A 25597-nucleotide genomic window follows, 5' to 3' on the forward strand; every position below is an offset into this window, starting at 1 on the left:
TATCGGAGCGGATGACCGAGCCGAGCCCCACAGACACGCCTGCCGAGGCCGCCGCGCTCACCGCCGCCGATCTGATTCGCGACGAGGCCCGGCGCGCGCCGGACAGGCCCGGCGTCTACCGGATGTATGGCGAGGACGGCACCTGCCTGTATGTCGGCAAGGCCGGCAGTCTGAAGAAGCGTATCCTGCAATACGCCCAGGGCCGGTTCCACACCCAGCGCATCGGGCTGATGGTGTCCCTGACCCGGTCAATGGAGCTGGTGGTCACCGCTTCCGAGACCGAGGCCCTGCTGCTGGAATCCAATTTCATCAAGCGGCTGAAGCCCCGGTTCAACGTCCTGCTGCGCGACGACAAATCCTTTGCCGAACTGATGATCCGCAAGGACCACCGCGCGCCCCAGGTGAAGAAGCATCGCGGGGCCCACACCACGCCCGGTGACTATTTCGGCCCCTTCGCCTCGACCTGGGCAGTGAATCGCACCCTGACCACCCTGCAGCGGGCCTTCCTGCTGCGCACCTGTTCCGACAGCGTCTATGAGGGGCGTACCCGCCCCTGCATGCTGCACCAGATCAAGCGCTGTTCGGCCCCGTGCACCGGCCTGATCTCGCTGGAAGACTATGGCGCGCTGGTCGAGGAGGCCTCGGCCTTTCTCAAGGGGCGGTCCCGCGCCGTCATCACCCGCCTGTCGGACGAGATGACCGCCGCCGCCGAGATTCAGGACTACGAACAGGCCGCCCGCATCCGCGACCGGATCCGGGCCCTGTCGACCATCGCCATGGAAAATTCGGTCAGCGCCGACGGCATCGCCGAGGCTGATGTCTTCGCCCTGTTCAGCGACGGCGGCCAGGCCTGTGTGCAGGTCTTCTTCTACCGGGCCGGCCAGAACTGGGGTGGCCGGGCCTATTTCCCGCGCGTCGACCGCAGCGACACCGACCCGGAAATCCTCGCGGCCTTTCTGGGCCAGTTCTACGAGGACAAGCCGGTGCCCCGCCTGATCCTGTCGAACGTGCGGCCCCACGAGCTGGAACTTCTGGAGGAAGCCTTCGGCCTCAAGTCCGGGCACCGGGTCGAGATCGCCCGGCCGCAGCGCGGCGACAAGCTGGGGCTGGTCGACCACGCCCTGACCAATGCCCGCGAGGCCCTGGGCCGGCGGATGGCCGAGAGTTCGGCCCAGGGCAAAATTCTGGACGAGATGTGCGAGGCCCTGGGTCTGGAGACCCGGCCCGAGCGGATCGAGATCTATGACAATGCCCATATCCAGGGGACCAACGCGGTCGGCGGCATGGTCGTGGCCGGACCCGAGGGTTTCCAGACCTCGCAGTATCGCAAATTCAACATCCGCGGCGAGGACCTGACCCCGGGCGACGACTACGGCATGATGCGCGAGGTCATGCGGCGCCGGTTCGGCCGTCTGGTCAAGGACGAGGCCGCGGGCGAGGATGTGGTCCGGCCGGACCTCTTGCTGATCGACGGCGGGGCGGGCCAGCTGGCCGAGGTGCTGGCAGTGCTGGCCGAGCTTGGTGTCGAGGACATCGCCGTGGTCGGCATCGCCAAGGGACCGGATCGGGACGCCGGGATGGAGCGGTTCTTCATGCCGGGCAAGCCGCCCTTCATGCTGCCCTTGAAGTCACCCGCCCTCTACTATGTGCAGCGGCTGCGCGACGAGGCCCACCGCTTTGCCAACGGGGCCCACCGCACCCGCCGCTCGATGGACATCAAGAAGAACCCGCTCGACGAGATCGAGGGCGTCGGGCCCGGGCGCAAGAAGGCGCTGCTGCATGCGTTCGGTTCTGCCAAGGGGGTGTCCCGGGCGGCGGTCGTCGATCTTGTAAAGATTCCCGGAATCAACCAGCCCCTGGCCGAGCGTATTCATGCCTACTTCCGCAAAGCCTGACGCTGGCCTAGAAGCCGGTTCATGACCGCAGCCTCCGACGAACTGACCGCCGGCTATCGCCGGTTCCGTGACACGACCTGGCCCGAGCAGCGCGCCCGTTTCATCGCCCTGGCCGAAGAGGGCCAGGAGCCGCACACCCTGATCGTCGCCTGTTCCGACAGCCGCGCCGACCCCGCCGCCATTTTCGACGCGACCCCGGGCGAGCTGTTCGTGGTCCGCAACGTCGCCAATCTGGTGCCGCCCTATGAGCCCGACGGCCAGTTGCACGGTGTCTCGGCGGCCCTGGAGTTCGGGGTCAAGGTTCTGAAGGTCAAACGGATCGTGGTCATGGGCCACGCCCATTGCGGCGGCGTCAACGCCATGCGCACCGGTGCCCCTGCCAACTGCCAGGACTTCGTCGCCCCGTGGGTGGCCCAGGGGACCGAGGCGGTCCGCCTTGCGATCGGGACGACCAGCCCGGCCGAGGCCGAGCGGGTGGCCGAGGAGGCTGTGGTGCGTCTGTCGCTGGACAATCTGCGGACCTTTCCGTGGATCGCCGAGCGTGAGGCGGCCGGTGCCCTGGAACTGACCGGCCTGCATTTCGGCATCGCCGATGGCGTGCTGACGGCCTTGACCGACCAGCCCCGGTTCGAACCTCTGGGCTGAGACGACCCTCGCCAGTCTCCGCGAACCATGGCAAACCGGACGCAAGCCGACCGGAAACGCCGATGACCCGCCCCCACGCCAACCCGATCCCCAACATCCTGACGGGCATCCGTCTGTTCGCCGGGGTGATCATGTTCCTGATCCTGGCGGGGGCCACCGGTATTCCGGTGCTGTCGGCCTATCTCAGCCCCGACGACCAGTTCGCCCTCTACCGGGCGGCCTTCTGGATCTTCGTCATCGCCGCCTCGACCGACTGGGTCGACGGCTATCTGGCGCGGCGCTGGAATTCGACGACCCGCTGGGGCGCGATCCTCGATCCGATCGCCGACAAGGTGCTGGTCACCGGCGCGATCCTGGGCCTGCTGACCTCGGGGTCCCTGACCTTCATCGCCATTCCCTGCGGCCTGATCCTGTTCCGCGAGTTCGCCGTCTCGGCCCTGCGCGAAACCATGGCGGGCAAGGTCCACCTGCCGGTGACCCTGCTGGCCAAGTGGAAGACCACCCTGCAGATGGTCGCCCTGGGGGCGCAGCAGCTGATCCTGCTGTGGGACGGCTTCGGCCTGCCGCTGGACTGGCAGCCGCATTTCCAGACCTTCGCCTATGTGCTGATCTGGGCCGCCGCCATCGTCACTTTGTGGACCGGCTGGCAGTATTTCGACACGGCCAAGCGGCAGATGGGCGAGCTCTAGGGCTCAGGGCTCAGGGCTCAGGGCTCAGGGCTTAGAGCCGCACAGAAAACCTAAGCCCTAATTCCTGCCCCTAACCCCTCATTCGACGCCCAACTCCGCCACCAGCCGCCCCATGCCATAGACGTCGCGCAGGGCCGTGGTCACCGCGCCCGTGGTCACGATCACGCTGCGGTTGACGTTGCGGTCATAGCCATAGGCGTTGCGCTGGCTCAGCACGGTCGAGTCGAAATTGGCCCCGACGATCTCGCCGGCCGCATTGACCACCGGGCTGCCCGACGAGCCGCCGATGGTGTCTGAGGACACCGCCATGTTCAGCACGGTCTCGCCGTCGATCCGGTCCCTGGCCGCCAGCAGTTTCGGGGCCACGTCGAACGGTGCCGCACCGGTGGCCCGGTCCCACAGGCCGTTGAAGGTCGTGAAGGCACCCCAGCGCTGGCCTGGGACGTCCGTGCCCTCGATCCGGCCGTAGGTCAGGCGCAGGGTGCCGGTGGCGTCGGGATAGACGGCGTCGCCATAGGCGGCGAAACGGGCGGCGGCCAGCTGTTCGGAGGCGCGCGCCGTCAGGGACTCAACCCGTGTTTCCCAGTCCGAACGCACCGCGCGCGTCTCGTCCTGGATCGACAACAGATACCGGATCAGCGGGTCATCCGAGGCCTCGATGGCGGCCATACCGCCCGCCCAAAGCGCCCGCCGCACGGCGGGATCGGCCAGACTCGTGCCCTCGATCAGACGCGCCGACAGCTGCTCGGGTGATTCATCGCCCAGCAGGCCGCGCACCCGCGGATCGTCGACCGTCAGCCACTCGCGGGTCTTGGACAGCCACCATTCCATCCGGACCTGTTCCAGCGAAGGATAGACCGGACGCTCGGCGAACAGGCCGGACTGCACGGAGGCCAGCCGGCTGTCGGCGTATTCCGGAAGGCGTTCGTCCGAGGGCTTGTCACGCTCCTGCGCGCCGCGCACCAGGGTTCGGGCCCAGCTGAACAACTGCGAACCGCCGCCGGGCGACGTCGTTCCCACGCCGGTTCCGCCCTCTAGCAGGGCGACGGCCGGATACAGCTCGCGCATGACCGGCTGCACCGCCGCCAGGTCGCCCCAGGGGTCACCGACCCGCGCCGCCAGCGCGGCATCGGCAGCCACGCGCTGCCGGAAATCCACTTCAGCCTCGGCCCGTCCGGCCATGAAGGCCGGATCGACCAGCGCCGCCATCCGGCCGCGTCCGCGCTTGTAGGTGTTCTCGACGCTCGAGATCGGGTCCATGGCGATGAAGGCGTTCTCTTCGCTCTCCTCCGAGAACCGGATCATCCGTCCGCGCAGTTCCGAGGCCAGCAGCTGGTCCATGGGCAGGACCACGTCGCGGATGGTCATCAGCTGGTCCTGGGTCAGCAGGCGCTGGGTCGAGCCGGGGCTGCCCGAGACGAACACCGGCGTGCCCTCGACGGGCTGGTTGGCGTTCCAGGTGAAATGGGTGGGGGTCACCGCCGGCTGGCCACCCTCGTACAGGCGGATGAAGGCGGCATCGATGGCGAAGCGCGGGAAGCTGAAATTGTCGAGGTCACCGCCGAAGGTCGCGGCCCGGTCCTCGGGGGCGAAGGCCAGACGGACGTCGGTGTATTTCTTGTAGGTGTAGAGTTTGAACTGGCCACCCCGGTACAGGCTCACGACCTGACAGCGCTTGCCGGCGTCGCCACCACAGGCCTCGGACTCGATCCGGCCGGCCTCGGCGTCGCGCGCCTGGGTGAAGGCCTGGCCCGACAGGCCCTCGCCCGCCCTGTGCATGCGATCGGTGACGTCAGCGATGTCGGTCAGGATCTCGGCCGAGCCGCCGGGGCATTTCAGCTCTTCCTCACGCGAGCGCGGGGTGAAGCCGGTCTCGGCGTAGTTGATGGCCTGGGTCGACAGATTGGCGACACAGCTGGAGACGCAGTGGTTGTTGGTCATCACCAGCCCCTCGGCCGAGACGATGCCCGCCGAACAGCCGCCGAATTTGACCGAACTCAGCCGGACCCGATCCAGCCAGGCCTGGTCGATATGGGTGCCGAGCGTCGCATTGGCGCGGGCGATCGGGAAATTGTCGAAGGTCCACATGCCTTCCTCGGCCCGGGCGGTCGAGGCGGCGGCGAGGCTGAGAGCGAGAACGGCGAGGGAGGGGGCGAGGTAACGCATCGTTTTCTCCTGCCTTCTCCCCTTGCGGGAGAAGGTGGCCCGCGAAGCGGGTCGGATGAGGGGTGGCACACCCATGAAAGACGTGAGGGGTGAACCGTGCAAGTCATCGCTGACCACCGCGCTTCACCCCTCATCCGTCATCCCCGGCTTTCGCCGGGGCTGACACCTTCTCCCTCAAGGGGAGAAGGGTACTCTAGCGGACGCCCAGCTCTTCCAGCAGCTGCGGCTGGCGATAGATGTTGCGCAGCGCCTCGGTGATCGCCGCGGTCGAGACCGTGACCGTGCGGTTCAGCTCGCCGTCGTAGCCGTAGGATCCACCCAGGGAGTGGATGTTGCCGTCGAAGGCCGCCCCGATGACCTCGCCTGCGGCATTGATCACGGGCGAGCCCGAGTTGCCGCCGATGATGTCATTGGTCGAGACGAAGTCATAGACGGTGTCCATGTTCACATCGGCCTTGTTGTCGAGGAAGGCCTGGGCCGCGTTGAACGGCACCGCGCCGGTGGCCCGCTCATACAGGCCGCCCATATAGGTGAAGGCCGGCACGGTCACACCACGATAGGTCCAGCCCTTCACCTGACCGTAGCTGAGACGCAGGCTGAAGGTGGCGTCCGGATAGAGGTTGTCGCCATAGGCCGCGAACCGGGCCTGGGCGACGCGTTCGGCGGCGCGCGCGGTCGGGGCATTGACGGCGGCGGCCCACTGGTCACCGACGGCCTGGGCCGCGTCATCATTGGCGACGACCAGGGCCAGCAGCGGATCGGCCTCGGCCATCTGGGCCGGGGTCAGGTCGAGGGCCCAGCGCCGGTAGGCGGGATCGGCCAGACGGGTACCGGATACCAGCCGCTCGGCCAGGCCCTCGGGGCTTTCGCGGCCCAGCAGCGACTTCACCTGGGCATTGTCGACCGTCAGATATTCACGGGTCTTGGACAGCCAGAAGGTCAGATAGATCTGTTCCAGATCGGTCGAGATCGGCGTCTCGGTCGCCAGGCGATTGCCGAGGGCCGCCAGGGCCGCGTCATTCATCCGGCGCTGGTCGGCGGGTTTGGCCCGGTCCTTGGCGGCGCGCACCAGGGTGCGGGCATAGTTGTAGAGGGTGGAGCCGCCGCCGGCGCGGGCTTCAAGCTGGTAGTAGGGCAGGAAAAGATCGCGGGCGACGGCCTGGACCTGTTCCAGCTCGGCCCAGGGGTCGCCGATTCGCTGCTGCAGGGCCGGATCGGCCGCCACGATCTCGCGCAGCTCGGCTTCCTCGTCCCGCTTCTTGCCCATGAAGGCCGGATCGGTCAGGGCCGCCGACTGGCCGAAATAGACCTTGAAGCTGTTTTCGAGACCGAAGATCGGGTCGAACGAGACTCGCCCCGCCTCTTCACTGGTACCGGCGTACTGCAGCAGACGGCCGCGCAGTTCCGAGCCCTGGATCAGCTGCAGCGGCAGCTGCTGGTCGCGCAGCCGCTCCAGCTGGGACTGGGTCAGCAGGCGCGAGGTCGAACCCGGATTGCCGGCCACGAAGGTGACGTCACCCTCGGCCGGCGGATTCGGGTTCCAGGTCAGATGGTTGGGCGTCTCGACCGGCTTGCCGTCCTCGTAGGCGCGCAGGAAGCCGACATCGAGGGCGTAGCGGGGGAAGTTGAAATTGTCGGGATCGCCACCGAAGAAGGCCGCCTGGTTCTCGGGGGCGAACACCAGCCGGACGTCATCGTATTTGCGGAATTTGTACAGGGCGTAGCGGCCGCCGCGATAGAAGCTGATCACCTGACAGGTCAATTTGGCGTCGGTGGCGCAGTTTTCCTGCTGGATCGCCCGGGTCTCGGCGGCACGGGCGGCATTGAAGGCGGCCCCGTCCAGACCTTCACCGGCACCCAGCACGCGGTCGGTCACATCGATGATGTCGGTCAGAACCTCGGCCGTCTGCCCGGGACAGGTCGCCTCTTCCTCTCGGCTTCCCGGCATCCAGCCGTTCTTGACGTAGTCGTGCTCGGCGCTGGACAGCTCCTGCACGCAGCCGACGACGCAGTGCCAGTTGGTCAGGATCAGGCCCTCGCCGGACACGAACGAGGCCGAACAGCCCTGAATTCGCACCGCCGCGCCGCGCACCCGGTCCAGCCAGGCCTGGTCGATATGGGTCCCGTACTTGTCGTTCACGACCTGGATCGGGAAATTGTCGAAGGTCCACATGCCCTCGTCGGCGCGCGCCGGCGTGGGCAGGGTCGATACCATCGCCGACGCCACACCGATGGCGGCAAGCGAGGCGGTCAGGCGAAATGAGGACAATGACAGCAAAACCAGACTCCCGTTGAATGCGCGGCGATCCGCGCCGTCGATTACAGAGTGATTACGCCGGATCAGCGCCGGCCGTCTATGGCCCGGCAATCGACCCGTCGGCCCGGGAGCATCCCTTGCCTTACCCCGATTTAACTTGGCCCGTGGTCCATGGCCCTTCACATAGCGTGACTACTTCGGGGGTTCATCCAGTTCGATGTCGCTTGCACTTTCAACACTCTTGTACGAATGGCGCCGCTACATGGCCGCCGTGATGGCCCTGGCCCTGTCCGGCCTGCTGGTCCTGGCCATGACCGGTGTCTTTATCGGCATCGGCAAGGGTTTCACGGCCACGATCGAACGATCGAGTGCCGACATCATCATCATGCAGCCCGGGGCCAAGAGCCTGATCGGCGGGCCCTCGGGCGTGCCGCGGCGCTTCATCCCCCTGGCCTATAACCATCCCGATGTGGTCGAGGTTCAGCCCCTGGACGGGGCCGGTGGTTCGTTCCAGTCGATCAAGAACGTCGACCCGACCATGAGCCAGGCCGAACGCGCCCGGCGCGGCGCGCCGAAACAGCAGTTCGTCCAGGCCAGCATCATCGACACCACGCCGAATGCGGTGACCATCCCGACCGACTATTCCCAGGAACTGATCGACGCCCTGCGTCAGCCCTATACGGTCGCGATCGACGAAACCGCACTGAAGCCGCTGGGCGTCAAACTGGGCGACAAGGCCCTCTATAACGGCCAGACCGTCACCGTCGTCGCCGTGCTGCGCGGCTATCCCAATATGATGCAGTCCACCGTGGTGATGTCGCGCGATACGCTGCGCATGCTGGGTCAGGCCGATACCGGCCCGCGCGTCGGGCCGCTGATGGTCAAGCTGCGCGACCCGGCCCGGGCGGTCGCCGTCGCGGCCCAGCTGAACACCATGGGCAATGGCCAGTGGAAGGCCTGGACGCGCCAGGAACTGGCCGACGCCAACGCCGGGGCCATGTTCGAGGAAGGCATCCTCGTCATCATCATCGGTGGCTGTGTCGTACTCGGCACCATCATCGGCGTGGCCATCACCTGGCAGACCCTGCAGGGGGCGATCATGGCCAACATCAAGGAGTTCGCCTCCCTGCGCGCCCTGGGCGTCAGCATGGGGTCGTTGCGCCGGATCGTCGTCGAACTGAGCTTCTGGGTCGGGATTCTCGGCGTCGCCGCGGCGATCGGCCTGACCTGGCTGGTCGCGATGTTCGCCGCCTCCAATGCCGTCATCATCGCCCTGCCCATGAGTCTGTTGCTGGTCGTCGGCGGCGGTCTGATCCTGATCGCCATGGGCTCCGGCCTGCTGTCGATGGGCGTTTTGAAAAACAGCCAACCGGCGGATCTGCTGCGATGAGCCCGACAAAATCCCACGGAAAGCACGGCGACTTTGCCATCGAGGCCAAGGGCCTGATCAAACGCTTCAAGACCGGCCGCAGCTATGTCGAGGTGTTGAAGGGTCTGGACTTCGACGCCCGCCACGGCGACCTGACCATGGTCATGGGCCCCTCGGGCTCGGGCAAGTCCACCCTGGTCGCCGCCCTGTCGGGTCTGCTGCGCCCCGAGGAAGGCACCGTCGCCACCCTCGGCCTCGACAATCTGTGGAAGCTGAACAGCGGCAAGATCGACAAATTCCGCCTCGATAATTGCGGCTTCATCTTCCAGGGCTTCAACCTGTTCCCGGCCCTGACGGCCCTGCAACAGGTCGAGGTCGTGCTGAAATACCAGGGCCTGTCTCCGGGTGCCGCCCGCAAAAGGGCCAAGGAGGCCCTGGAAGAGGTCGGGCTGGGCCCGCGCCTGCACCAACGGCCCGCCTCCCTGTCCGGCGGCGAGAAGCAGCGTGTGGCCATCGCCCGCGCCCTGGCCAAGGACCCGCAGATCCTGTTCGCCGACGAACCGACCTCGGCCCTCGATGGCGAGAACGGCCAGATCGTCATCAAACTGCTGCGCCGGGCCGCGACCGAACACGGCGCAGCCGTGATCTGCGTGACCCACGACCCGCGCCTCGAGGCCTGGGCCGACCGGGTCATTCACATCGAGGACGGCAAGATCCTCGACGACCAGCGCCGTACCCCCAATCCCGATGCCACCCTGGCGTCGCACTGAATCCCGACTTCAAGGACACTTCGTCATGCCCGCCTTCCTGAAGAACAAATGGCTCTGGATCGGCCTGGTGCTGATCATCGTCGCGGTGATCGGCTTCAACATCTTCCAGAAGTCCGCAGCCGCCAAAAAGGCCGAGACCGAACAGGCCGCGACCGCCAAGGTCGTCAGCCCCTATGCGGCCATCGCCAACGGCAAGGTCGATGTCGAGGGCGGCATCATCCAGATCGCGGCGCGCCGTGGCGGCATCGTCCGTGAGGTGATGGTGCAGGAAGGCGATCGCGTCACCGCAGGCCAGATCCTCGCCCGCCAGGAAGACGACGAGGCCCGGCTGGCCGTGCAGAGCGCCCAGGCCCAGCTGGCCCAGGCCCAGAGCCAGCTGGCCACCATCCAGGTCGACATCGCCACCGCCCAGCGCGAATACAACCGTCTGGAACGGCTGGTGGCGACCAATTTCGTCGCCGCCCAGCGTATGGACCAGGCCCGCGACGCCATCGCCTCGGCCCGGGCCCGGCTCGGCTCGCAACAGGCCGCCGTCCAGACCGCCCGGGCCCAGCTGGCCCAGGCCACCTATAATCTGGAACTGACGGTGATCCGCTCGCCGATGGACGGTCGTGTCGTGCGCCGCTACGCCAATCCCGGTGCCGGGGCCTCGACCCTGAACGTATCGAACATGTTCGACCTCGAGCCCGATGCGCCGCGGATCGCCCGCGCCGAAATCGTCGAGAGCGACATCCCCAACATCACCGTCGGCCAGGCCGTCGAAATCACCCCCGAGGGCGATCCGACCAAGGTCTATATCGGGGCGGTCATGCGTCGTGCCGCCGTCTTCGGGGCCCGCAAACTGGCCTCGGACGATCCGTCCCAGCGCAGTGACGAGCGGGTCATCGAGGTCGTCGTCAGCGCCGGGGACGCCCCCCTGCTGATCGGCCAGCGGGTGCTGGTGAAATTCATGAAGCCCGGCGAGACCGCCGGGGCCAGCCGCGCGCCCAGCATCGGCGTCCCCGCCGAGCGCGCCATGCGGGCCCCGCCGGCGCGCTAGAACCGGTTACCGCCTGCGGAAACGACCAGGGACCGGTCGGACACTGTCCGGCCGGTCCTTTTTGTCGAACCGGATCAGGTGCCGGTAAAGGTGCCGGCCCGCTTCTCCAGCACGGCATTGACGCCTTCAAGATGGTCGTCGGTCAGGTGGGCCAGAGCCTGCATGGCGGCGGTGGTTTCCAGGATCTGGTCAAAGGTCGCGTCGCGACCCTGGCGCAGCAGGGCCTTGGTCATGCGCAGGGCCTGGGGGGCCTGGGCGGCGATCTCGCCGGCGGTCACCATGGCCTCGTCCATCAGCCGGTCGGCCGGAACCACCCGGTTGACCAGTCCCCAGTCCCGCGCGGTGGCCGCATCCAGCACCCGGCTGGTGAACAGCATCTCGGCCGTCCGCGCATAGCCGATGTTGCGTGGCATCAGCCAGGCCCCGCCGTCGCCGGGCAGGATGCCCAGCTTCAGGAAGGGCACGCCGAAACTGGCGGCTTCGGAGGCGATACGGATGTCGGCCAGGCCGGCGATGTCGCAGCCCAGTCCCATGGCCGGGCCGTTGACGGCGGCGATCAGCGGCACCTCCAGCCCGTACAGCGCGCGCACGATCCGGTGCACGACCCGGCGATAGCGCTCGCGGATATCCGTCCCGGAACCGCCGAACATGTCGCGCCGGTCCCGCATCGCCTTCAGGTCGCCCCCGGCCGAAAACGCCCGCCCCGCCCCGGTCAGGACGACACAGCGGACAGACAGATCGGCGTTCACGGCCTCGCAGGCGGCGGCGAAGGCCTCGCCGTCCCCGAGGTCCGGCAGGGAGTTGAGCCGGTCCCCGCGGTCCAGGGTCCAGACCATCACCGGTCCGTGTCGTTCCTGTCTGATCAGATCGCCCATGTCCGCTCCTTGCGCTGGTGCGCAGGGCTAGCGGTCAGAGCCGCAATTGCAAAGCCCCGGCCTTGCGGTCCGGGGCTCTGTCAATCGACGGTGCGGCGCAGCTAGCTGCGCGCCCGCTTGAGTTTGATCGGCACGAAGTTGGACGGATGGCTGACCACGCGGTCACCGGCCCCGTTGTTGTTCTTCGTGTTCACCAGCATCCCGCCCCACAGGGCAAAGGACATCATGGCGTGCTGGAGGTTGCGCTCCTTATCGTTCATCTTGGCGTCTCCTTTCGCAGAACGATGAAAAGAGACGCGTCGTGCTGATCGGGAATCTCACCGTCATAGTCGTTTCGCGTCATGGCAACCGTAGCAGGAAAGGCGGAAATTTCAAGTTTTATGTTCCGTCTCCAGAACAATATTCGCAAGGTCGTCATCAACCGTGACCCAGCCCCCCCGGTCTATCGCCACCCCCTGCACCAAGGTCTGTATCGTCGACGGGGCCACCAGCCTCTGCCTTGGCTGTTACCGGACCCTGGGCGAGATCGGTGGTTGGAGTGGCCTGTCGGACGACCAGAGGGCCGAAGTGATGGCCGACCTGCCGCGCCGTCGGGCCGACAATGAACCCGCCGGATTGACCGCGTCCCGGGCGCAGGGTCCGCAGCCCTCTTAACCAATGGTCAGCCACATCGATTCACCGCATCCCAACCCGTCTGCCTCATGGTGACCCCGGCCGCAGAAGTGGCCCAGTCGCGTGAGTCTGAATGGTCCGCTTCGATTTTTCCTCTGCCGCCGTGGTCGGCCTGGCCGTCGCCTCGTCCCTGAGCGCGGCCTTCTGGCTGAATCACCTCGGCCACAACGGTGAGGCCCGGGCCGCCCCGGCCTATGTCGCCCCCGTCCCCTCGGCCTCCGGCGATACGGCCCAGGTGGTGCGGGCCGCAGACGGCCACTACTGGGCCCAGGCCAATATTGACGGCCATGCCATCCGGGTCCTGGTCGACACCGGGGCCAGCGTCGTCGCCCTGACCCGCGAGGACGCCCTGCGTCTGGGTCTGCGCCTGAAGCCGGCGGACTTCACCACCACCGTCACCACCGCCTCGGGACCGGCGCGCGCCGCCGCAGTCGAACTGGACAGCGTCTCCGTCGCCGGTGCGCGCGTCGAGAAGGTTGCCGCCCTGGTCGTTGAATCCGGCCTGCCCAGCTCGCTGCTGGGCATGAGTTATCTGGGACGGCTGTCGGGCTTCCAGGCCACGCCGGCGGCCCTGACGCTGCAGCCCTAAAGCGCCTTGAGCACGACCGAGGCGGCGGTCACCAGCAGATAGACCGCGAAGGCCTTGCGCAGCACGCGCTTGTCCAGCCGGTGCGCCAGCCTTGCCCCGTAAGGGGCCACAAGCGTCGTCAGCAGCCCCATCACCAGGGCCGCCGGCACGTTGACGTAGCCCAGCGAATACGGCGGACGTCCGGCCGCATCCCAGCCGAACACCACAAAACCGAGACTGGCCGCCGCCCCGATGGCCAGGCCGAAGCCGGAGGCCGTGGCCACCGCCTGATGGATCGGACGACCGCACAGGGTCATGGTCATGCCGCCGAAACTGCCGCCGCCAATGCCCATCATCGCCGACAACAGGCCGATCCCGGTGGCGACGATCCGCCGTCCCCAGCCGGTCGGCATGTCGGGCCGCAGCACGAACCGTTCCGGCAACAGACCCAGCTGGGCCGCGACGACCAGCACACAGACGCCATAGACGATGGCCAGCCCCTCCATCGAGGTGATCCCGGCCACGGCGGCCCCGACCAGGCCCCCGAACGCGACCCAGGGCGTCCAGGTGCGCAGCACGACCTCGTCCACGGCCCCGTGGCTGCGATGGGCCTTCAGCGAGCGCCACGAGGTGGCGACAATGGTCAGCAGGGAGGTGCCGATGGCGGTGTGCAGATTGGCCTCACCGCCCAGACCCAGGACCGAGAAGGCATAGAAGAGGGCCGGGACGATCACCGTGCCGCCGCCGACGCCGAACAGGCCGGCGATCAGACCGCCGACCAGACCGGCCCCGGTCAGGGCCGCCAGCAGCATCAGGATCTCGTTCAGGGGCAGGCTCGTCACGCGGCCTCGTCGGCCCGGTCGCGCCGCGCCTCGGCCTCACGCACGGCCCCGACCGCCCGGTCGACCACCTCCAGCCCGGCCCCGGGCACGATCGACTCGACGGTCAGGATGCGCCGGAATGCCCGCGCTCCGGGTCGGCCGTGCATCAGCCCCAGCATATGACGCGCCATGGCCTGCAGATGCACCCCCTCCGCCAGCCGCGCCGCCAGATAGGGGCGGTAGCGGTCGATGGCGGCGAAGGCGTCGACATCGGCGACAGGCTCGCCGAACAGCCGGCGGTCGACCTGCCCCAGAATGCCCGGCTCATGATAGGCGGCCCGGCCCAGCATGACCCCGTCCAGGGCCACGCCGTCGCTGTCGTCCAGATGGGCCTCGGCCGCGTCCAGCGAGGCGATGCCGCCGTTGATACAGACGGTCAGCGCCGGCCGCTCGCGTTTCAGACGTCGCACCAGATCATAGTCCAGCGGCGGCACGTCGCGGTTCTCCTTGGGCGACAGCCCCTTCAGCCAGGCCATGCGGGCGTGGACGATGAAGGTGGTGATGCCGACGGCGGCACAGGCGTCGACGGTCTCGAACAGGCTGACGGCCGGGTCCTGGTCGTCGACGCCGATGCGGCATTTGACCGTGGCCGGAACCTCGACCGCCTCGCGGATCGCGGCCATACACTCGGCCACCAGCGACGGCTCACGCATCAGACAGGCACCGAACCGCCCCGACTGGACCCGGTCCGACGGGCAGCCGACGTTCAGATTGATCTCGTCATAGCCGTAACCCGCACCGATGCGCGCCGCCTCGGCCAGTTGCACCGGGTCCGACCCGCCCAGCTGCAGGGCGACCGGGTGTTCGACCGGATCGAAACCCAGCAGCCGTTCGACGTCGCCGTGCAGGATGGCCGGGGCCGTGACCATCTCGGTATAGAGCAGGGCCCGCGTCGTCAGGGCGCGATGAAACGCCCGGCAATGCCGGTCGGTCCAGTCCATCATCGGCGCGACGGACAGTCTGTGGGCGGGAAATGACGACATGGTCTCGGTTGTTCAGGGCCCGGGCGGGACGGCGCATTTCCCCTCATAGCGAACTATTCGGGGAATTTCGCCGTCCTGTGGCGACGCCCTAGAACAGCAGCTTGCGGAAGCTCAGCTTGATCGTCCGCCCGGTCGGGTCGAGATAGTCCGGCTGATAGCCAGCCGGCGTATTGCCGAGTGAGTCCCGAACCTGCAGACGGCTGTCGAAGACATTGTCGATGTCGAGGCTGATCCGCGAGCCGCGCAGCCAGAAGAAGCGGCTGATCAATTCCGGACGGGCCGTCAGGTCGGCGAAGAATTTCAGACCGACGGTCGCCTGGTCCGAATAGTGGAGGTCGCCGGACGTCAGGGTGCCGTTGACGTCGGTGGCGGCCTTCCAGTTGGCATTCACCCGCGCGCCGAGACCGTTCAGCGAATAGCCGGCCTGCAGCTCGACCTCGTGCCGGGGCTGACCGCCGCGCGTGCCCACGGCCGCGCCGTCCAGCAGGTCGAGCACTGGCAGGCCATCACGGATCAGGATCTCATCCTGGAACCGCCACGTATGATAGACGGCCAGCTGCAGCCGCCCCTCGCGGGCCCCGAAGCCGCCACGACCGCCTCCGCCCCCGGGGCCACCGGGACCACGGAACCCGCCGCCCTCGCCCGGGCCGCGCGGACCGGAGTCGCCGGGAGGCGGTCCACCGTCCGGACCCGGCGCGGCTCCCGACGGTGCCGGCGGGACACCGGCCGGAGACGCAGGACTACGTCCCTCCTCGCGGGCGCGCGCGGCGATCCGGCGGTCCCGTTCGGCCTCAAAGCGGGCGCGCAGCTCGGGCGAGATTTCCGGCCGCGGACTGGTGTCGCGGATCGGCCGCGAATAGTTGAAGCCCCAGCGGATTTCCTGACGATCGGCGCGGGCGAAATTGACGGCCCGGGCATCGATTTCCGTCAGTTGATCGGTGACGGGATCCCGGGTGAAGCGATCGGGGAAGGCCGCCTCGATGTCCGGCGTCAGCGCCGGAAAGGCCGCAACCTGGTCGCGGGTGTTGCTGCGGACATAGTCGGCCGAGATCCGCAGGTCGGTGTCCTCGATCGGCTGCCAGTTCACGCCCAGCTTGAACACCCGGCGATTGTCGGCGGTCAGGGCACTGTTGCCGCCGGTCACCCGGGTCACGTCGACGGTCTGGCCGGTGGCATAGTCATAGGTGGCGACGCCCGGGGTGAAGATGGTCGGATCATTCAGCTGCTGCACCGTCGGAGCCCCGTCCTCGTCGGTATAGCTGACGATGAATCGCACCGGCTCGACCGGCGACCAGGTCAGGCCGTAGCCGATCGTGGTCAGGCCACCGAAGTCGGACAGGTCCTCATATTGCAGGTTCAGATTGGCCGACAGGTCGCCCAGCGCCGCCAGCACCGCGTTGCGACGGCTGGCGATCGGCAGGTTCAGACTGGTCTGCAGACTGCCGGTCTGGCGCGAGATCTCGCCGGTCTGGACGACGCCGGAGCGTTCGCTGCGCGAGTCCAGCCAGACGCTCTCAAACCCGCCCTTGAAGGTGGCGCTCAGCGCGCCGGCGGGCGCTTCATACAGGGTTCCGTTGAACACCGCCTCACCGTCGACGGTGCGCGAGGTCGACCGGGACCGGTCATCCGGCAACCGGACCAGATCACTGGCGGCCAGCGGGCCATAGGGGTCGAGGCCCGGGTCTCCGGCCGTAATCCGGGTCTGCACGGCCGTGGCGTCCAGGCCGCGCTGGGTAACGGTCTCACTGCGGGTCTGGTCGAGATTGCCGGTCACGGTCCAGCGCCAGTCGCCCAGGTCGCCGTTGGCCGATCCGCCCAGATGGCCCGACAGACTGTCGGAATCCCGCGCCTTGGCCCCGAGGGTATCGATGAAGCGATCCAGGCTGACGTCGCTGGCGGACGTCGAATACGGATTGGTTGCCGCCAGGGTGAAGGTCGCCGTCGGCAGGCCCAGATAGCTGCGGCTGTCGCTCGCCTCCACCGTCGCATTGACCGTGGCCATCACGTCGCCGAAGGCCCGCGTCACCGCCCCGTTGACCGAGCCGGAGTCCGAACGCGCCAGCAGGGTGCGGAACGGCTGGTCATCGGTGTTCGGCTCGATGTCGCGGTCGCTCTCGTACAGCGGCGTGGCATGCTGGTACTGGGCGTCCAGGGTCCAGCGCTCGTCGCCGCGGATACGCAGGGCGTTGCTGGCGATCTGGCCCGTGGTCCGGTCGCCGGCGGTGGCGGCGGTCACCCCCGCCTCGGTGGTCAGGGCGCGGAACCGTTCGCGCAGCACGAAATTCACGACCCGCTGGTCGGCGCGGTAGCCGTAGGTCAACGCCACCTCTTCCGGCAGGATCTCGACCCGTTCGATGGCCTCGGTCGGTATGCTGCGGATTTCGCGGAAGCCGGAGATCCGGTGACCGTTCAGCAGGACGACCGGTCGACCGCCGCCCCGCCCCTGGGCGCTGCCGGTCTGCGGGGCCAGGGCCGCCAGCAGGTCGGTGATGTTGTTGGCCCCATAGGCGCGGATATCGCGCGCATCCAGCACCAGCTCCGGCTTGATGTCGCCGAGGACGGACCCGCGCGGCTGCCCGCCGCTGATGACGATCTCACCCAGGTCATAGGCTTCCGGATCGACCGGAGCCGCCACGGCGGGCGGGCTCTGCGGAGCCGCCACCGGATCCTGGACGGCAGTCGCGTCGGCCAGGGCACCGGCGGCGACACCGTACATCAGCAGGGAGGAAAGGATCATCGCAGCGGGTCTTCCGTTGAGGGGGCGTCCGGCGTCGCTTGCAGCTGCGCCCGGGTCTGGTTTGAAACGCGGTGACCGGCCCATTCCGTCGCAGCAATCTGAGCCCGATGCATCGAAGGCGGCAAGAAGGCCGCCCCTGCGCAATCCGGCCTAGTGACCCGATATCGTGGCGTTTTTCTTGCCGGGCGCGGCCCACCTTCCGCCTGATTTGCACCGGGCGCGACCTGCCGCTACCCTAGGGGCCTCCCCACTACCCTTTGTATTCAAATCACATTCTACAAAAGACCGACGGAAACGTCGTTCGGCATGCCGGATGACAGCCCCCCCGGTCCGTGAATAACAGTCAGGATTCCCATGCGTAACACCCTTCTCGTCGCCGTCTCCTTCGTCGCCCTCGCCGCTGCCGGTCAATCGGTCGCCGCCCCTGCCTTCACGGCTACCGCCGCCGTGACCCAGGACGCCAGCGACGCCATCAGCGACGCCGAATTGCGCGCCTTCGCGGCGGCCATGGCCGAGGTCCAGACCGTCGCCGCCGCCGTCGAGGGAACGCCCACCGCCGAACAACAGGCGTCGATGGCGGCCTCCGTGCAGGGGTCCGGCCTGGCCATTGATCGCTTCAACACCATCGCCACCGCCGTGTCCCAGGATCCGGCCCTGCGCGCCCGCATCGCCGTGGTGACCGCCCCCGCTCCCGCCCCGGGTTCGGTGGCGGCCGGCGTCAGCGATCAGGAACTGGGCCAGTTCGCCGCTGCCATGGGCGTGGTCCAGACGGTCGCCGCCGGGATCGAGGGTGGAACCGCCACCGCCGAACAGCAGGCCGAAATGGCTGCGGCGGTCCAGAACTCCGGCCTCGACATCGAGCGTTTCAACGCCATTTCGACGGCGGTCTCCCAGGACGGCAGTCTTCAGGCCCGCATCGCCCTGATCAACGCCCGGGCCGACGGCTCGCAATAAGCCCGACGGCATGACGACCGGGAGGGCGGCCTTGCGCGAGGCCGCCCTTTCGTCTGTCCGGCCTCAGTCGACCGGGGGGCCAGACTCTGCGGGCGGGGCCTCGTTCAGCAACTGGCCCTCACGCCGGGGCGTGACGTATGGGGCCGGCTGCGGCGTGGACATATTGCCCCGCATCAGGGCCCGGCCCGCCTGCAACCCGCCCGAGACCTGCAGGATCAGCCGTTCCTGATCCCGGTGACGGACGTCATCGATGGTCTCGCGCGCCTCGGCATCCGAAAAGCCCAGATCGATCAGCACCTGCTCACCGAAGGTCAGGGCGGATTCGAAGGTTTCGCGGATATGATAGTCGACCTTGGCCTCGATCAGCCGCAGTGAGTGACCGCGGTCATAGGCGCGCACGAACAGCTTGGTCAGCGGGAACTCGGCCTTGACCAGTTCGACGATCCGGTCGGCCACCTCGGGCTTGTCGACACAGACCAGGATGGTCTCGGCCTCACCGGCCCCCGACGCCCGCAGCACGTCCAGCCGCGCGCCGTCGCCATAGAAGACCTTGAACCCGAAATTCCCCGCGGCGCGGATCATCTCGACATCGACCTCGATGATCGACACATCCACGTCCCGGGCCAGCAGCGGCTGGGACACGACCTGGGCGAAGCGACCGAAGCCGATGATCAGCACCCGCTCGCGCAGATCCTGGGCGTGGTCGATCCCGTCGGTCGAGACCCGGTCGCGCGGCCGAAGCCGGTCGGCGATCAGCACCCGCAGCGGTGTCACCGCCATCGACAGGATGACCACGGCAGACAGGATCGAAGCTGTGCGCGGATCGAACAGTCCGGCGGCCAGGGCCGCGGCATAGAGGACGAAGGCGAACTCGCCGCCCTCGCCCATCAGGGCGGCGCGCAACAGGCCCTCGCCATGGCCCGAACGGATCCGCGCCACCGCATAGACGGCGATCACCTTGGCCCCCATGAAGGCCAGCAGCCCGCCCAGCACCAGCGGCCAGTCGGCGAGGACCACGCCCAGGTCCAGCGACATGCCCACACTGAGGAAGAACAGGCCCAGCAGCAGCCCCCGGAACGGCTCGACATCGGCCTCCAGCTGGTGCCGGAACGTCGATTCCGACAGCAGCACCCCGGCGAGGAAGGCCCCCATGGCCATCGACAGCCCGCCCAGCGACATGGCGTAGGCCGCCCCCAGCACCACGAACAGTGCCCCCATGGTCATGACCTCGCGGCCACCGTAGCGCGCCAGCAGGCGAAAGAAGGGATTGACCACCCAGCGCCCGGCCACGATCACCAGCGCCACCGCGCCAACGGCGAGGGCGACGGTGATCCAGATCGGATGGCCACTCTCGACCGCCGATCCATAGGTTCCCGCCAGCACCGCGACGAGGGCCAGCAGGGGCACGATGGCGAGGTCCTCGAACAACAGGACCGAGACCACCCGCTGCCCGGCCGGATCGGCATTCTCGCCGCGCTCCTCGAGCAGCTGCATGACGATCGCGGTCGAGGACAGGGCGAAGCCGAAGCCGGCGATCAGGGCCGCGTACCAGGCCAGGCCCGCGGCCATCGCCACCCCGGTCAGCAGCAGGGCGCACAGTGCGACCTGCACCGCGCCGGTGCCGAAGATTTCGCGTCGCATGTTCCACAGCCGCGCCGGCCGCATCTCGAGGCCGATGATGAACAGGAACATCACCACACCGAACTCGGCGACATGCAGCACGGCCTCGGGCTCGCGCACCACGCCCAGCACCGACGGGCCGATCAGGACGCCGGCGGCCAGATAGCCCAGCACGGCCCCCAGCCCAAGGCGCCGGAACAGGGTGGCCGCCACGACCATGGCGGCCAGCAAGGCCACGGCGTGGCCCAGTCCCATGCCTGTTGTTTCGTGCATCGTGTCTTCCCCGCTGGGTCCAATAGTGGGGCCACCCGCATCGATCTGCCAGTCCGCTGGCGTCAACGCCCGGCCGATCGCCACAGTTTTGCCCGATCGAGCACGGTTTCATGGACCCGAACGCTGGAGGAACCCCCGATGACCGTCCGCCCGACCAAGCCGGCCCTTGCCCTTGCGCTCAGCCTCGGCCTCGCCGTCCCCGGCCTGCCTGCCGCCGCCCAGGCCCCGGCGTTCGACCCGGACAAGGCCGCCGACGGTGTCGTCTCCCCGGCAGCCTGTGCGGCCTTCGGCTTCACCCTGCCGTCCACAGCAAGAAGCCAGCCGCTTGCCCGGCCCGGGACGTCGGGACTGCCGAGCGCGCCGCCGCCGCCGCCGCCGCCACCCCCGCCGCCCGTCATCGGTGCCACCGCCGATGAGGTTGTCGTCAGCGCACAGCGGATCGTCAGCGGATCGACGTCAACGTCGGCAGTGGGACTGACGGCCCCGTCCCCCGCCCTGCCCGCCCGCACCCCGCCCGGCCGAACGCCGGACACCGAACGCTATCCCGACGCCACGCCCAGTCCGGTGCGTCGGGTCGCCGATGCACCCGTCTCGACCTTCTCGATCGATGTCGACACCGCCGCCTATGCCAATGTCCGTCGCTTCATCGACGACGGTGTGGCCCCACCGCGTGACGCCATCCGGGTCGAGGAACTGGTCAACTATTTCGACTATGGCTACGCCCGCCCGGCCTCGGCGACGACGCCGTTCGCGATCAACACATCCGTGGTCGCCTCGCCCTGGTCGCCCGGTCGCCAGATCGTTCACATCGGCCTGCAGGGTTATGAGTTGCCCGAGGCCGGACGCCGTCCGCTGAACCTGACCTTCCTGGTCGACGTGTCCGGCTCGATGGGCAGCCCCGACAAATTGACCCTGGCCCAGAAGGCGATGAACCTGGTCATCGACCGGCTGCGCCCGCAGGACTCGGTCGCCGTCACCTATTACGCCGAGGGGGCGGGCACGACCCTGGCCCCAACGCCGGGCGACCGGAAGCTGAAGCTGCGCTGCGCCGTGGCCAGCCTGTACGCCTCGGGCGGGACCGCCGGGGCCACCGGCATGACCAATGCCTATGACCAGGCCCGGGCCGGTTTCGCCGAAGACCGGGTCAACCGCATCCTGATGTTCACCGACGGCGACTTCAACGTCGGGGTCACCGACGACAAACGGCTGGAAGACTATGTCGCCGACCGGCGCGCCGACGGCATCTATCTGTCGGTCTATGGCTTCGGACGCGGTAACTATCAGGACGCCCGGATGCAGGCCATCGCCCAGGCGGGCAACGGCACCGCCGCCTATGTCGACGACCTCAACGAGGCGCGCCGCCTGTTCGGTCCGCGCTTCGACCAGGGGGCCTTCCCCATCGCCGACGACGTGAAGATCCAGGTCGAGTTCAATCCCGCCCGGGTCAGTGAATACCGGCTGATCGGCTATGAGACCCGCCTGCTGAACGAGGCGGATTTCGCCAACGACCGCGTCGACGCCGGCGAGGTTGGCTCGGGCGCGGCGGTCACCGCCCTGTACGAGATCACCCCGGTCGGCGGCCCCGGCCAGATCCCCGACCGTCGCTATGACCAGAACCGGATCGGCACCGGCGGCGGCGACCCGGACGGCGAGGTCGGCTTCGTCCAGGTCCGCTACAAATTACCGGGGGCCACGGATTCGCGACTGATCCAGCGCGTCATTTCCAATGCCGACGCCAGCGGCCGGGTCAGTGCCCAGCCGCCGGAAAGCACCCGCTGGGCCCTGGCGGTCGCCGCCTTCGGCCAGAGGCTGCGCGGGGATCCGTGGATGAGTCCCGACTACGGTTGGGACGCCGTTCTGCAACAGGCACTGGGCGCGCGCGGTGACGACCCCTATGGCGAGCGCGCCGAGTTCGTCCGCCTGGTGCGGGCGGCGGAAACCCTGCCGGAACGCAACCGGCCCTAGGTCGCGGACATCCGGGCCGCGCGGCGTTTGCGGCGCGGCTTGACCAGGAAGGACCAGGTCCCGACCCCGCCCAGCAGGGCCAGCGCCAGGCCGCTGAGGGCGGTCAGGATACGATACGGCCAGCCACCGACGGAGGCGGCGTGGATGGGATACAGGGCGTTGGTCGCGCGCAGGCCGGACGGAAGCCGCTGGGCGTCGATCACCTGGACCACCCGGCTGGTCGCCGGATCGATCAGGACGGTGGTCCGGCCGTTCGGGTGCCATTCGCCGCGCTGTTTCAGACGGATGGAGACGGGCTTGCCCGGGGCCGAAGGCCAGCCGGCCATGCGCAGGGTGGCGGTCGGAAACCGTTCCTGGGCGGCGGCCAGGGCGACCGGCCAGTCGATGTCGCCACTGCCGACGGGGGGGGACGCGGGCGCAGGCGGTGCGCCGGGAGCCAACAGGGCACGGGCCTGATCATGAAAGACCAGACCGGCACCGGTCAGGCAGAACAGCAGGACCGGCAGGGCCGTGATCAGGCCGAGGTTTCGATGGCTGGACACCATGTCCCCGCGCCGCCCGGATCGCGGCCAGATCCGCAGCCGGGTGGCCCGCCAGCCCGGAGCCCAGACCACCAGCCCGGTCAGCACCAGCAGCACGGCCGCAAGGGCGGCGATGCCGCCGATCCGTTCACCGGTCTCGCCCGCCATAAGCTGATGATGGAGATCGAAAACAAAGGCTTCAGGTCGCGCTGCCCCGCGCCAGGCGACGAGGGTGCGTCCTGACTCATCCGCATAGCCATAGCGGTGATCGTGCATATACAGGCGCTGAATGCCGACACCGGAACCGGCGAAATTGACCGTACGAAGGTCACCGTGTTCGGCCTCCAGTCGCTCGGCCACGCCCCCCAGTGCAGCGGCCCGGGGCAGGACCTGGGCCCGGGCCTCGGGCACGGTCAGCCGCAGCCAGTCGTCCTCGAACACCAGCAGGGTGCCGGTCAGGCCCAGGACCACGAGCAGCAGAGACAGGATCGCCCCCGCCCACGCATGGATCGTCCGCAGCACCCCGATCATGGTCAGAACCGCCGCGTCAGGCCGAGGGTTACGGTCCGCCCCCGTCCGGCGAAATAGGCCGCGTTGTCGGTCGGACGCGTGGTGTCGGAATTGTACGAGATATAGTCCGCGTCCAGCAGGTTCTGGACGCCGAGGCTGATGTCGCCGAAGCCGGCCCGCCAGACGGCGATGAGGTCGACGAGATCATAACCCTCGAAATCGTTTTCGGCCGGTTGGCCGTCGAAGGTGCGCTCGAAATACCGTCCCGCCTGCAACCGCAGGGACAGGGTGTCGGTCAGGTCGCTCTCGGCCCACAGGATCAGACGATCGGGCGAGATATTGGCCCCGTCGAGATCCTGATCGACCTTGCCGTCGCCGTTCGTATCGCTGCGGCCGTCGAGGTGGGCGTATCCGCCGCCGAGACGGAGGGTGTCGCTCAGGGTGTAGCGGGCGCTGATCTCGACGCCCTCGATCCCGGTGGCTTCGCGGGCCACCTCATAGACTCCGCCGACCAGCACCAGTCGGGCCCCCTTGGCGGTTTCGGAACGGAAGGCCGCAATCGAGGCCTGAAGATCCCCCCGGCTGAACTCCAGGCCGATCTCGTAATTGTCGGTGATGACCGGCGAGATATCGAGGAAGGTGTCGACGTCCTGGCCCGGGATGTCGATGCCGCGCAGGACCCGACCGACATCGGCCATGCTGAAGCCCTGGGCGAAAGAGCCATAGGCCTTCAGTCCCGGGACGACCTCGAAGGTGGCACCGACATTGGACAGCAGCTCGTTGAAGCCGGGCTCGCCGCCGCCGACCTGCTGTCCACCGTAGGAGGCCAGGGTCCGGAAGTCGTCGACGAACAGGGTGACGGTTTCGTAGCGCAGGCCACCGGACAGGTTCAGCCGGCCGCCCAGCAGTCGCTGGTTCAGCTGGACGAAGGGGGCGAGGCTTTCGTAACGGGTCTCGGGCACCCAGTCGCGGCCGGTCAGGACCAGGCCCTGCCATGTGGTGTCGCGCAGGGCGTCAGCCCCGACGAGGGCGCTCAGGCCCGGCACCGGGGCGATGTCGCCCTGCCAGTCCAGCTTGAAGCCCAGCTTCTCGGAATTGTTGGCCGACTGGTCGAACAGGGTGCCGGCCGGTGCGATCGCCGTGTCCTGGAAGGTTCCGAAGGTGCCGCCGCCAAACACGCCCGAATAGTCGTGGGCGAACAGCTGGGCCCGCAGCGTGCCGCCGAGGACGTTGGTGTCCGTGTAGCTGAGGGCGGCCGAGGTGACGTCATTCGACGGCTGGATCCCGGGGGCGTTACCGCGCGCCGAGGTGGTCGGCAGGCCCGTGCCGCGATTACCCGCGACCCCCACATAGTCGCCGTCACCCTCGAGCTCGAAATGGTTGACCATCAGCGCGATACGGCGGTCTGCGCCCAGGTCGAAGCCGGCCTTGCCGAACAGCGACCAGCTGACGCTGTCCTGCAGGTCGCCCTGGGCACCGTCGACGCCCACCCGGCGATCGCCCCCGTCATAATAGGCCCCGCGGTACTCCCGCGCCGCGCCAACGGTCAGGTCGAAGCGGCCGAAATCCTGGCCGACGATCCCGGCCAGCTTGCCGCCGACGCTGTCGCCGAACGTACTGTCATCAAAGCTGGTCAGGGCCTGAAACCGGCCGCCGGGACCGGCCCCTTCGACGGGCGGGGCGGTGGTGACATAGTTGACCACGCCGCCGGTTGCCCCGACCCCCTGGATGGCGTTGGACCCGAAGATCACCTCGACCCGGTCGATGAAGAAGGGGTCGATGGTGAAGCCGTCGCGGCTGTCGTCGCGCAACGGGGTCGACTGCGGCACGCCGTCGACGAGGAACAGCGGCGAACGACCGCGCAGGGTCTCGCCGGCACCGGACAGCTTCTGGCGCGTCGGAGAGAAGGACGGGATCAGGGTCGCGACGGTCTCGACCGCGGAGGATCCAAGCGCCGCCTGCTGGGCGATCTGCGCCTCGTCGATGACCTCGAGCGTGCTGGGCATGGCCGAGCGCGGCAGGGCGGTGCGCGCGGCGGTGACGACGACGTCGTCGATCGTGGTCGCCTGCTGGGCCGACTGGGCCAGGGCAGGCCCGGAGGCAACGGAACACAGGGCGAGGGCGCTGGTGGCGCAGGCAAAACGTATGAACATCGGGGATCCGCGATCTGTCGGTAAAACAAGACCCCGTTTTCAGCAGACCCGGTAT

At 68.2% G+C, this 25597-nt stretch carries 20 protein-coding genes; 10 read left to right on the plus strand and 10 right to left on the minus strand.

The window, feature by feature from the left end:
* Positions 1–11: 11 nt before the first annotated feature.
* The 3 genes from uvrC (at position 12) to pgsA (ending at position 3229) form a co-directional block, all read left to right on the plus strand.
* Positions 12–1895, plus strand: coding sequence for an excinuclease ABC subunit UvrC (gene uvrC, locus PSV00_RS14345; RefSeq protein ID WP_300448522.1), 1884 nt, complete (start codon positions 12–14; stop codon positions 1893–1895).
* Positions 1896–1916: 21 nt separating this feature from the next.
* Positions 1917–2540 carry a carbonic anhydrase gene (locus PSV00_RS14350; RefSeq protein ID WP_300448524.1) on the plus strand — a complete coding sequence of 208 codons (624 nt, stop codon included), beginning with the start codon at positions 1917–1919 and terminating at the stop codon, positions 2538–2540.
* A gap of 62 nt (positions 2541–2602) precedes the next feature.
* Positions 2603–3229, plus strand: a complete 627-nt coding sequence (pgsA, locus tag PSV00_RS14355) for a CDP-diacylglycerol--glycerol-3-phosphate 3-phosphatidyltransferase (RefSeq protein WP_300448527.1) — start codon at positions 2603–2605, stop codon at positions 3227–3229.
* Between the two features lie 78 nt (positions 3230–3307).
* Here the strand turns inward: pgsA and PSV00_RS14360 are convergent, their stop codons facing one another.
* A complete protein-coding gene (locus PSV00_RS14360; protein WP_300448529.1) occupies positions 3308–5395 on the minus strand; it encodes a S46 family peptidase in 2088 nt (695 codons plus the stop codon).
* A gap of 193 nt (positions 5396–5588) precedes the next feature.
* A complete protein-coding gene (locus PSV00_RS14365; protein WP_300448973.1) occupies positions 5589–7610 on the minus strand; it encodes a S46 family peptidase in 2022 nt (673 codons plus the stop codon).
* A 259-nt stretch (positions 7611–7869) separates the two neighbouring features.
* On the opposite strand from PSV00_RS14365, the gene PSV00_RS14370 reads away from it, so the two are divergent.
* Genes PSV00_RS14370 through PSV00_RS14380 form a run of 3 tightly spaced genes read left to right on the plus strand, consistent with a single transcriptional unit; the run spans position 7870 to position 10830 of the window.
* The gene (locus PSV00_RS14370) at positions 7870–9042 is read left to right on the plus strand and encodes an ABC transporter permease (RefSeq protein ID WP_300448530.1); all 1173 of its coding nucleotides are present in this window, start codon (positions 7870–7872) and stop codon (positions 9040–9042) included.
* Positions 9039–9791 (plus strand): ABC transporter ATP-binding protein, encoded by a 753-nt coding sequence (locus tag PSV00_RS14375; protein ID WP_300448532.1) that lies wholly within the window; start codon positions 9039–9041, stop codon positions 9789–9791. Before PSV00_RS14370 ends, PSV00_RS14375 begins: the two co-directional genes overlap by 4 nt.
* A 25-nt stretch (positions 9792–9816) precedes the next feature.
* On the plus strand, positions 9817–10830 hold the full coding sequence (locus PSV00_RS14380) for an efflux RND transporter periplasmic adaptor subunit (protein ID WP_300448534.1): 1014 nt from the start codon (positions 9817–9819) through the stop codon (positions 10828–10830).
* Positions 10831–10904: 74 nt separating this feature from the next.
* Here the strand turns inward: PSV00_RS14380 and PSV00_RS14385 are convergent, their stop codons facing one another.
* Both PSV00_RS14385 and PSV00_RS14390 read right to left on the minus strand, forming a co-directional pair.
* Complete coding sequence (locus PSV00_RS14385; RefSeq protein ID WP_300448536.1) at positions 10905–11705, minus strand: crotonase/enoyl-CoA hydratase family protein; 801 nt, start codon at positions 11703–11705, stop codon at positions 10905–10907.
* Positions 11706–11806: 101 nt separating this feature from the next.
* Positions 11807–11965 (minus strand): hypothetical protein, encoded by a 159-nt coding sequence (locus PSV00_RS14390; RefSeq protein ID WP_300448538.1) that lies wholly within the window; start codon positions 11963–11965, stop codon positions 11807–11809.
* Positions 11966–12128: 163 nt separating this feature from the next.
* On the opposite strand from PSV00_RS14390, the gene PSV00_RS14395 reads away from it, so the two are divergent.
* Both PSV00_RS14395 and PSV00_RS14400 read left to right on the plus strand, forming a co-directional pair.
* Entirely contained in the window at positions 12129–12359 is a 231-nt protein-coding gene (locus tag PSV00_RS14395) for a DUF1289 domain-containing protein (RefSeq protein WP_300448540.1), read from the plus strand.
* 91 nt (positions 12360–12450) lie between these two features.
* Positions 12451–12966 (plus strand): TIGR02281 family clan AA aspartic protease, encoded by a 516-nt coding sequence (locus tag PSV00_RS14400; RefSeq protein ID WP_300448542.1) that lies wholly within the window; start codon positions 12451–12453, stop codon positions 12964–12966.
* Here PSV00_RS14400 and PSV00_RS14405 read toward each other — a convergent pair.
* The 3 genes from PSV00_RS14405 to PSV00_RS14415 form a co-directional block, all read right to left on the minus strand.
* Complete coding sequence (locus PSV00_RS14405; RefSeq protein WP_300448544.1) at positions 12963–13787, minus strand: sulfite exporter TauE/SafE family protein; 825 nt, start codon at positions 13785–13787, stop codon at positions 12963–12965. The two genes, PSV00_RS14400 and PSV00_RS14405, sit on opposite strands and share 4 nt — an antisense overlap.
* Complete coding sequence (dusA, locus tag PSV00_RS14410; protein ID WP_300448545.1) at positions 13784–14809, minus strand: tRNA dihydrouridine(20/20a) synthase DusA; 1026 nt, start codon at positions 14807–14809, stop codon at positions 13784–13786. Before dusA ends, PSV00_RS14405 begins: the two co-directional genes overlap by 4 nt.
* A gap of 88 nt (positions 14810–14897) precedes the next feature.
* The gene (locus PSV00_RS14415) at positions 14898–17546 is read right to left on the minus strand and encodes a TonB-dependent receptor plug domain-containing protein (RefSeq protein ID WP_300448547.1); all 2649 of its coding nucleotides are present in this window, start codon (positions 17544–17546) and stop codon (positions 14898–14900) included.
* Positions 17547–17900: 354 nt separating this feature from the next.
* Here PSV00_RS14415 and PSV00_RS14420 point away from each other — a divergent pair, with 354 nt between their 5' ends.
* The gene (locus PSV00_RS14420; protein WP_300448549.1) at positions 17901–18500 is read left to right on the plus strand and encodes a DUF4168 domain-containing protein; all 600 of its coding nucleotides are present in this window, start codon (positions 17901–17903) and stop codon (positions 18498–18500) included.
* Between the two features lie 63 nt (positions 18501–18563).
* Here the strand turns inward: PSV00_RS14420 and PSV00_RS14425 are convergent, their stop codons facing one another.
* On the minus strand, positions 18564–20393 hold the full coding sequence (locus PSV00_RS14425; RefSeq protein WP_300448551.1) for a monovalent cation:proton antiporter-2 (CPA2) family protein: 1830 nt from the start codon (positions 20391–20393) through the stop codon (positions 18564–18566).
* A gap of 138 nt (positions 20394–20531) precedes the next feature.
* Here PSV00_RS14425 and PSV00_RS14430 point away from each other — a divergent pair, with 138 nt between their 5' ends.
* The gene (locus PSV00_RS14430) at positions 20532–22358 is read left to right on the plus strand and encodes a von Willebrand factor type A domain-containing protein (RefSeq protein ID WP_300448553.1); all 1827 of its coding nucleotides are present in this window, start codon (positions 20532–20534) and stop codon (positions 22356–22358) included.
* On the opposite strand, the gene PSV00_RS14435 is transcribed toward PSV00_RS14430, so the two are convergent.
* Together PSV00_RS14435 and PSV00_RS14440 are read right to left on the minus strand one after the other, a co-directional pair.
* Positions 22355–23410, minus strand: a complete 1056-nt coding sequence (locus PSV00_RS14435) for a PepSY-associated TM helix domain-containing protein (RefSeq protein WP_300448554.1) — start codon at positions 23408–23410, stop codon at positions 22355–22357. The genes PSV00_RS14430 and PSV00_RS14435 overlap by 4 nt on opposite strands.
* 2 nt (positions 23411–23412) lie before the next feature.
* Positions 23413–25542 (minus strand): TonB-dependent receptor, encoded by a 2130-nt coding sequence (locus PSV00_RS14440; protein ID WP_300448556.1) that lies wholly within the window; start codon positions 25540–25542, stop codon positions 23413–23415.
* Positions 25543–25597 lie beyond the last annotated feature (55 nt).

The sequence above is a fragment of the Brevundimonas sp. genome, from assembly GCF_029945885.1.
In the GTDB taxonomy this organism is placed as follows: Bacteria; Pseudomonadota; Alphaproteobacteria; order Caulobacterales; family Caulobacteraceae; genus Brevundimonas.

Excerpts from the sequence above, each read along its gene's own strand:
- PSV00_RS14365 (WP_300448973.1), bottom strand. The coding sequence starts at position 7,610 with ATGGTATCGACCCTGCCCACGCCGGCGCGCGCCGACGAGGGCATGTGG.
- PSV00_RS14390 (WP_300448538.1), bottom strand. The coding sequence starts at position 11,965 with ATGAACGATAAGGAGCGCAACCTCCAGCACGCCATGATGTCCTTTGCC.
- PSV00_RS14400 (WP_300448542.1), top strand. The coding sequence starts at position 12,451 with ATGGTCCGCTTCGATTTTTCCTCTGCCGCCGTGGTCGGCCTGGCCGTC.
- pgsA (WP_300448527.1), top strand. The coding sequence starts at position 2,603 with ATGACCCGCCCCCACGCCAACCCGATCCCCAACATCCTGACGGGCATC.
- PSV00_RS14435 (WP_300448554.1), bottom strand. The coding sequence starts at position 23,410 with ATGATCGGGGTGCTGCGGACGATCCATGCGTGGGCGGGGGCGATCCTG.
- dusA (WP_300448545.1), bottom strand. The coding sequence starts at position 14,809 with ATGTCGTCATTTCCCGCCCACAGACTGTCCGTCGCGCCGATGATGGAC.
- PSV00_RS14385 (WP_300448536.1), bottom strand. The coding sequence starts at position 11,705 with ATGGGCGATCTGATCAGACAGGAACGACACGGACCGGTGATGGTCTGG.
- PSV00_RS14375 (WP_300448532.1), top strand. The coding sequence starts at position 9,039 with ATGAGCCCGACAAAATCCCACGGAAAGCACGGCGACTTTGCCATCGAG.
- PSV00_RS14350 (WP_300448524.1), top strand. The coding sequence starts at position 1,917 with ATGACCGCAGCCTCCGACGAACTGACCGCCGGCTATCGCCGGTTCCGT.
- PSV00_RS14420 (WP_300448549.1), top strand. The coding sequence starts at position 17,901 with ATGCGTAACACCCTTCTCGTCGCCGTCTCCTTCGTCGCCCTCGCCGCT.
- PSV00_RS14360 (WP_300448529.1), bottom strand. The coding sequence starts at position 5,395 with ATGCGTTACCTCGCCCCCTCCCTCGCCGTTCTCGCTCTCAGCCTCGCC.
- PSV00_RS14370 (WP_300448530.1), top strand. The coding sequence starts at position 7,870 with ATGTCGCTTGCACTTTCAACACTCTTGTACGAATGGCGCCGCTACATG.
- PSV00_RS14425 (WP_300448551.1), bottom strand. The coding sequence starts at position 20,393 with ATGCACGAAACAACAGGCATGGGACTGGGCCACGCCGTGGCCTTGCTG.
- PSV00_RS14440 (WP_300448556.1), bottom strand. The coding sequence starts at position 25,542 with ATGTTCATACGTTTTGCCTGCGCCACCAGCGCCCTCGCCCTGTGTTCC.
- PSV00_RS14415 (WP_300448547.1), bottom strand. The coding sequence starts at position 17,546 with ATGATCCTTTCCTCCCTGCTGATGTACGGTGTCGCCGCCGGTGCCCTG.
- PSV00_RS14430 (WP_300448553.1), top strand. The coding sequence starts at position 20,532 with ATGACCGTCCGCCCGACCAAGCCGGCCCTTGCCCTTGCGCTCAGCCTC.
- PSV00_RS14380 (WP_300448534.1), top strand. The coding sequence starts at position 9,817 with ATGCCCGCCTTCCTGAAGAACAAATGGCTCTGGATCGGCCTGGTGCTG.
- uvrC (WP_300448522.1), top strand. The coding sequence starts at position 12 with ATGACCGAGCCGAGCCCCACAGACACGCCTGCCGAGGCCGCCGCGCTC.